General features: G+C 44.6%; 5 protein-coding genes. 4 read left to right on the top strand and 1 reads right to left on the bottom strand.

All coding sequences use genetic code 11. The features are described 5' to 3' along the window. Positions 1-205 precede the first annotated feature (205 nt). Positions 206-1,255, top strand: a complete 1,050-nt coding sequence (locus JMW94_RS12525; RefSeq protein WP_201604620.1) for a histone deacetylase family protein — start codon at positions 206-208, stop codon at positions 1,253-1,255. A 62-nt stretch (positions 1,256-1,317) separates the two neighbouring features. Here the strand turns inward: JMW94_RS12525 and JMW94_RS12520 are convergent, their stop codons facing one another. Beyond that, positions 1,318-2,082 (bottom strand): IclR family transcriptional regulator, encoded by a 765-nt coding sequence (locus JMW94_RS12520; RefSeq protein ID WP_055123914.1) that lies wholly within the window; start codon positions 2,080-2,082, stop codon positions 1,318-1,320. Between the two features lie 262 nt (positions 2,083-2,344). On the opposite strand from JMW94_RS12520, the gene JMW94_RS12515 reads away from it, so the two are divergent. The 3 genes from JMW94_RS12515 to JMW94_RS12505 all read left to right on the top strand — a co-directional run bounded on the left by JMW94_RS12515 (position 2,345) and on the right by JMW94_RS12505 (position 7,019). Further along, a complete protein-coding gene (locus tag JMW94_RS12515; RefSeq protein ID WP_170108280.1) occupies positions 2,345-3,820 on the top strand; it encodes an NAD-dependent succinate-semialdehyde dehydrogenase in 1,476 nt (491 codons plus the stop codon). Positions 3,821-4,003: 183 nt separating this feature from the next. Continuing rightward, positions 4,004-5,266 carry a 4-aminobutyrate--2-oxoglutarate transaminase gene (gabT, locus tag JMW94_RS12510; RefSeq protein WP_201604619.1) on the top strand — a complete coding sequence of 421 codons (1,263 nt, stop codon included), beginning with the start codon at positions 4,004-4,006 and terminating at the stop codon, positions 5,264-5,266. A 310-nt stretch (positions 5,267-5,576) separates the two neighbouring features. After that, the gene (locus JMW94_RS12505) at positions 5,577-7,019 is read left to right on the top strand and encodes an APC family permease (RefSeq protein WP_045445480.1); all 1,443 of its coding nucleotides are present in this window, start codon (positions 5,577-5,579) and stop codon (positions 7,017-7,019) included. Positions 7,020-7,061 lie beyond the last annotated feature (42 nt).

Raw genomic sequence — 7,061 nt, 5'->3', positions numbered from 1 at the left:
TCATAAGGCTCAAACATGTGATTCTTGCCTTGTTCATACTCAGGTTTTGGGTTAAAGTTTCACTAAGTCTGTTAAAGTTTGGCATGGTCTGATTCGTCTTAAAAATTACTATTATGCCTTTGCTTTAACAGACTTTTTTGTTTTTTTGTCGTGTGCAGAGTAAAATAATGTAAAACCAAGTAGTGTCAAACAAGGAATGTGATGCATGAAAATATACAGCCATGAAAACCTAAGTCTGCACAGACCGTTACCCTATTTTTCTTATGGAAAGATGCACGAACCGTTAGAAGTGCCAGAGCGTATGGTCGAGTTTTTAAAAGCACCAGCAGCTTTAGGGTTAGAGGTGACGACAGCTACAGATATTGGCATTGTGCCTATATTGGCGGTTCATGATTTCGGTTATGTTGAGTTTCTCAAGCATGGCTATGATCAATGGATGGCAGTTGAAGAAGATCTAGGCGCGCAGGTACAGACGGGGATTTTTGTGCCGTATGACAATTCCGGTATCGGTATCATGGCAAAAGCGGCAAAGTATCAAGCGGATGACAGTGCGCCCATCAGCGAGCACTCTTGGACATCTATTTATTGGTCTGCGCAGACTGCACTCAATGCGGCTGAAGCATTGCTGAACGATGATTTATCAGATACCGAGCGTGCCGAAAGTTATATACAGCTTTGCTTCTCACGGCCTCCTGGTCATCATGCTCGCAAGAGCGCCGCTGGCGGATTTTGCTATCTAAATAATGCAGCCATCATCGCTGAACATCTGCGGCAAAAATATGCAAAAATCGCCATCATAGACACCGACATGCATCACGGACAGGGTATCCAAGAAATATTTTATGATCGCAGCGATGTGCTTTATACCTCGGTTCACGGTGACCCCGTTAACTTTTATCCCGCAGTGACAGGGCATGCGTTTGAAAGGGGCACAGGCGTGGGTGAAGGCTATAACGTTAACTTTCCAATGTCGCACGGCACCGATGAAGCTGGGTTTTTTGAGTATGTTGATAAATCTATCGAAGCGATGACGCTATTTGACCCTGATGTCATCGTTCATGTCTTAGGTTTTGATGTTTATGAGAACGACCCAGAAGCGAGATGTGCGGTGAGTACGCAAGGATTTAAAATATTGGCACAAAAGATGAAAGCGCTAAACAAACCACTGATTGTTTTAGTCGAGGGCGGTTATTACTTGCAAAAGCTCAATGACAATTTGCAAGCATTTTTATCAGGGCTTATTTCAGAAGATTAACAGTTATCACCAAAATAACTGAAAGAGTTTGAAGTAAGCAAGAAACTAGCAGCGTTTTAACTTTATTTATTATCGATAAAACCCAAACGCTGCTCAATTTGCTGCGCTAATTCAATCAGAACAGCACTGACCTCAGCACGCTTGGACTCATATTCGCCTTGCAAAAAGCTAACTGCCATACCCGCAACGGCATTGCCTGACGCATTGCGAATATAAGTACCCAAACAATACATCCCTTCGCGCAGTTGCCCATCATCGAGTGAGATGCGACTGTTTTGAATGGCGGTCAACTCGGTGGACAAATCGCTAAAGTTATCAACACCGTGTTGGGTAATAGGTGCGGGGAAACCGGTAGCGTAGATAGATTTTATACTGTCCATAGAGAAGGTTGAGAGCATGGCTTTGCCGGTAGCAGAGAATACTGCTGGTACGCGAACACCAGCGCGAAAGGTAAAGCCAAGCGGGGCAGGCGCTTCATGACAGGCTAAAAATACCACTTCACCTAAATCAAGCTTAGATAAAGTAACTGTATGTTGAAGAAGAATCGGATACTGGACAATGAGGTCTTTAAATAACTGGATGACGCCTTGCTGCTGTTCATACTTACCCGCCCAATACATCAAATAAGAGCCTAAATGAAAGCGGCTATCGCTGTCTTTATAGATGACATGCTTGGTCAAAAGACTTTGCAAAATATTGTGGGTTGAGCTACGTGGTAGATTGAGCTCTTTAGCAATATGAGCTGCGGTTAAAGGCTGTGAGCTATCAGTAATTAAATCTAAAATCTGAAAGGTTTTGTCCAAGGCAGGAACGGCAGTTGAGCTCATAAGGAACCTATAAAAGTCAGTAAAATTGGGAAAATATAAAAATAACGCGATAAATCATCATTAAAATGAGAATAGGGGTTGCAAATAGCTGGCTATCATTCTTATAATGATGTCTCATATATAGAATAGATGTTCAGTATATTGAACACTTAACAAGTTATCAATAATTATTTAAATCATAACCTTCTATTTATTGTCATTCACTTATCGCTATAAATCTGCGAATCCTATTTGCAAACCTCAATTGACAAGGAGCGTCACAATGTCACAACTGTCACAGTCTACGCTACAGCTATCGAACCCAGATCTACTTAAACAGCAGTGTTTCATCAAAGATGGCTGGCATGCCGCTAGTGATGACTCGACTATTGATGTGAGCAATCCTTTTAACGGCGATATCATCGGTACGGTACCAAGCCTAACGACCAACGATGTGAACGACGCGGTTACCGCCTCTCATGAAGCCCAAATCACTTGGGCAGCCAAAACCCCAAAAGAGCGTGCTGATCTACTACAAAAGTGGGCAGACCTCATCGATGCCAATAAAGAAGATTTGGCTATCATCATGACCGCTGAGCAAGGCAAACCTTTAAACGAGTCGCGCGGTGAAGTGGGCTATGCCAATAGCTTTATCCGCTGGTTTGCCGAAGAAGGCAAGCGTGTTTATGGCGATGTTATCCCTGCCAATCAGTCACAACTGCGCCATGTCGTCCTAAAGCAGCCCGTTGGCGTTTGCGCGGCGATCACGCCTTGGAATTTCCCAGCAGCGATGATTACTCGTAAAGCCGCACCAGCATTGGCAGCAGGCTGTACGATGATTATTAAACCTGCGACTGAAACGCCATTTTCTGCCTTGGCACTGGCTGCCTTGGCTGAACAAGCAGGTATTCCAGCAGGCGTTATCCAAGTAGTGACGGGCAAATCATCAACCATTGGCGATATCCTAACGGGCGATGCACGTATTCATAAGCTTTCATTCACAGGCTCTACCGAAGTCGGTCGTACCTTGATGGCTCAATGTGCGACAACCATCAAAAAACTGTCGTTAGAGCTGGGCGGTAATGCGCCATTTATCGTCTTTGATGACGCTGATCTGGAAAAAGCAGCTGAAGGCTTAATCGCCTCTAAATATCGTAACGCTGGTCAAACTTGTGTTTGTGCCAACCGTGTCTATGTGCAAGATAGCATTAAAGATGAATTCTTAGATGTGTTTGTGAAAAAAGTCGCTGAATTAAATGTCGGTAACGGCATGGATGAAGGCGTGGATATTGGTCCTTTGATTAATCAAAAGGCGCTAGAAAAAGTGCAAGCGCTACTCAAAGATGCTTTAGACAAAGGCGCGACGCTTATCGCTGGCGGCAGCACCAATGACGCCTCAGAGCTTACTTACAATCCAACGGTCATTACCGATATCAGTGCTGAGATGGATATCGCGCACGAAGAAATCTTTGGCCCTATCGCCACTATCTTTACTTTTAAAGATGAGGCAGACGTTATTCGTCAGGCCAACGACACGATTTATGGCTTGGCTGCCTATTTCTACAGTGGCAATTATGCACGTTCATGGCGCGTTACCGAAGGTCTTGAATACGGCATTATTGGTCATAATACGGGTCTGATTTCTACCGAGGTCGCCCCATTTGGCGGTGTTAAGCAGTCTGGCTTTGGCCGCGAAGGATCAAAATACGGCATCGAAGAATATGTCGTGACCAAATACTGGTGCTCTGACGTCAGCTAACCGTTTAGCGACATACGCTCTCTTTTCAGGTTTTAATTGTCACACTGTATCGAACGGGATTCAGCACCATGAATCCCCTCTATAGCTAGCAACTAACAACTGTTAACTATTAGATAAACCATTCCTCAAAACCGCCATTCAATCATTGGCACTTATGTTAAAAATAAAGAAAAGGATATTCCCATGACGACTACCAATAAATCACTACTTGAGCGCCGTAAAGCTGTGTTACCAACAGGACTTGGCGTTGCCTATCCCATCTTTGCAGAAAAAGCAAAAAACTCAGAAGTTTGGGATGTTGAAGGCAATCGTTATATTGACTTCGTTGGTGGTATCTCAGTACTGAATACGGGACACAGCCATCCAAAAATCACCCAGCGCGTGCATGAGCAACTTGACAAGTTTACCCATACTGCGGCGCAAATGATCAACTACGAATGCTATGTAGATCTTGCCGAAAAACTTTGTGAAAAAGCGCCTATCAGCGGTGAGAAAAAAGCCTTCTTTTTAACGACTGGTGCAGAAGCCGTCGAAAACTGTATCAAGATTGCTCGTGCGAAAACTGGTCGCCCAGGTATCATCTCTTTCGTTGGTGGTTGGCATGGTCGTACTTTAATGTGCATGAGTTTGACAGGTAAAGTGCTGCCGTACAAAAAGAACTTTGGTCCAATGCCAGGCCCTGTATTCCATGCGCTATTCCCAGCTGAAGAGTTGAATGTCACAGAAGCACAAGCGCTGCATAGCCTTGAGATGATTTTTCAAGCGGATATTGATCCTAGCGAAGTGGCGGCGATGATTATCGAGCCAGTACAAGGCGAGGGTGGTTTTCATCAAGTCACCCCATCATTTGCCAAATCTCTACGCGATATCTGTGACGAGCATGGTATTGTCTTAATTTTTGATGAAGTGCAGTGTGGTTTTGCCCGTACGGGTACGTTGTTTGCCACCGAGCAGTTGGGCGTTGAGCCTGACTTAATGACCAGTGCCAAGAGCTTGGCGGGTGGTTATCCTATCTCTGCCGTTATCGGTCGCGCTGATATCATGGATGCGCCGCAAGTCGGCGGTTTGGGCGGTACATACTCTGGTAATCCACTGGCTTGTGTGGCTGCACTCGCTGTCATGGAAGTCATCGAAGAGGAAAACCTACTTGAGCGCAGTATTGAGATTGGCGACAAAATCGAAGCTTTCTTAAAGGGCTTAAACTTAAGCAGTATCGGTCATATTCGCCATAAAGGCGCGATGCTCGCGTTTGAATTAATCGATAGTGATGGCAAGCCTGATGTGGAAGCGACGACTAACCTAAAAGCAAAATCATTTGAGAAAGGTTTATTATTAGCGTCTTGCGGTATGTATGGCAATGCCATTCGCGTGATGGTGCCATTGACGGTTGAAGATGAAGTGCTCCAAGAAGGTCTAGATATTATCAAAGGTATCCTAACTGCTTAATAAGTATTCAGTATTTATTTATAGTGAAATACATCACTTTTAATCAAGCCTCGATCTTGGTTAGAAGGCTATTTTTAATAGCACAGCAAGATTGCCCATATGGCACTCGCTTTGAGTACATTTTTTACAACGGCGCCTTGCAAGTCAAGACGCCGTTGCTGTTTGTACTATTTGAATATGAAACAAGTAGTGCCGAACAGCTTCGATCAAAAGGTATATATGATAATTATGATGGGTACTATCCCACTAAACAAAAGATAGTGTGACCGTCAAGGGTTAACACGGATGACACACAGACAAGGAGCAGGTTATGTCTGAATTAAAAAAATCGTTAGGGACGCTAGATATTATCGCCTTAGCATTCGGTGCTATGGTTGGTTGGGGCTGGGTAGTCTTGGCTGGTGGTTGGATTTTATCTGCGGGGACGTGGGGCGCAATGCTAGCGTTCTTGATAGGCGGTTTGGCAGTGATACTGATTGGTGTGACTTATGCCGAGCTTGCTGCATCGATGCCGATTACGGGCGGTGAGCATACCTATACGCATAGAGCACTGGGGGTAAATGTCTCCTTTATCTGCTCATGGAGTATTCTATTTGGGTATTTTTCGGTGGTCGCGTTTGAGGCGGTTGCCTTGCCGACAGTCGTAGAGTATTTTATCCCCAATTACAATCAAGGGTATCTCTGGACCATCGCTGGTTGGGATGTTTATGCCACTTGGGTGGGCGTTGGGATGCTAGGCTCAGTCATCGTCACTTGGCTAAATATCCGCGGTATGGAAGTCAGTGCCTGGTTTCAAAAGACGGCCGTATTGGGCATCTTATTTGTTGGTACGTTGCTGTTCATTGGCGCAGTCATGTTTAATCCTGAAGGCTCAAACTCAGTACAAGCACCTGCATTTATCGGTGGTATTGGCGGTATGATGGCCGTTATTGTCATGGTGCCGTTTATGTTTGTCGGCTTTGACGTTATTCCGCAAGCGGCAGAAGAAATTGATCTGACTCGTCCTAATATTGGTAAATTTTTGATTTTATCGATTGTCGTTGCGGTAATGTGGTATGTGGGTATCGCTTGGAGTGTTGGCACGACCTTGCCACTCTTACAAGCCGAAAACTCAACGCTCGCCACTGCTGATGCGATGACCAATGCTTGGCATGGCAAGTGGGCAGGTATTTTATTAGTCATTGGCGGTGTGCTTGGTATTTTATCAAGTTGGAATGCCTTCTTGATTGGTGGTAGCCGCCTACTTTATGCCATGTCAAAAGCACGTATGTTGCCCGCCTTTTTAAGCAAGCTGCATCCAAAGTATAAGACGCCGTCGAATGCGATTTTATTGATTGGTGGCTTGGCGACACTAGCACCTTTGTTTGGTCGTAAAATGCTGGTGTGGATCGTAGATGCTGGTGGCTTTGGTATCGTTATTGCTTATACCTGTGTCGCTATCTCATTCTTAGTACTCCGCTACCGCGAGCCTGATATGGTACGCCCATTTAGAATACCAGCAGGTAAGCTCGTTGGCATGGTCACGATTGCGCTAAGTTTTGGAATACTCATGCTGTATATGCCAGGTATGCCATCCGCGCTAACCCCTATCGAGTGGTGGATTTTCTTTGGCTGGACAGTCTTAGGTATTGCGTTATATGGTTATGCAAGGGTGAAATATCCAGGTATTAGCGAGTCAATTATGGCAGAAGAGCTACGTGAATTAAAAATCGTCAATCAATTATGGTTAAAAGATAATCCACCTAAGCAATAGTTTTTTCGATGGGTTATTTTTAATAAAATTGTCCTACAAAAA

It is taken from the genome of Psychrobacter immobilis (assembly GCF_904846185.1).
GTDB classification, from domain to species: Bacteria; Pseudomonadota; Gammaproteobacteria; order Pseudomonadales; family Moraxellaceae; genus Psychrobacter; species Psychrobacter immobilis_B.
Note: the sequence above shows the minus strand (reverse complement) of the source record. Positions and strands in the feature narration are given on the sequence as shown.

Bases quoted from the DNA above. Each gene is read 5' to 3' on its own strand.
- JMW94_RS12505 (WP_045445480.1), top strand. From the start codon at position 5,577: ATGTCTGAATTAAAAAAATCGTTAGGGACGCTAGATATTATCGCCTTA.
- JMW94_RS12525 (WP_201604620.1), top strand. From the start codon at position 206: ATGAAAATATACAGCCATGAAAACCTAAGTCTGCACAGACCGTTACCC.
- JMW94_RS12520 (WP_055123914.1), bottom strand. From the start codon at position 2,082: ATGAGCTCAACTGCCGTTCCTGCCTTGGACAAAACCTTTCAGATTTTA.
- JMW94_RS12515 (WP_170108280.1), top strand. From the start codon at position 2,345: ATGTCACAACTGTCACAGTCTACGCTACAGCTATCGAACCCAGATCTA.
- gabT (WP_201604619.1), top strand. From the start codon at position 4,004: ATGACGACTACCAATAAATCACTACTTGAGCGCCGTAAAGCTGTGTTA.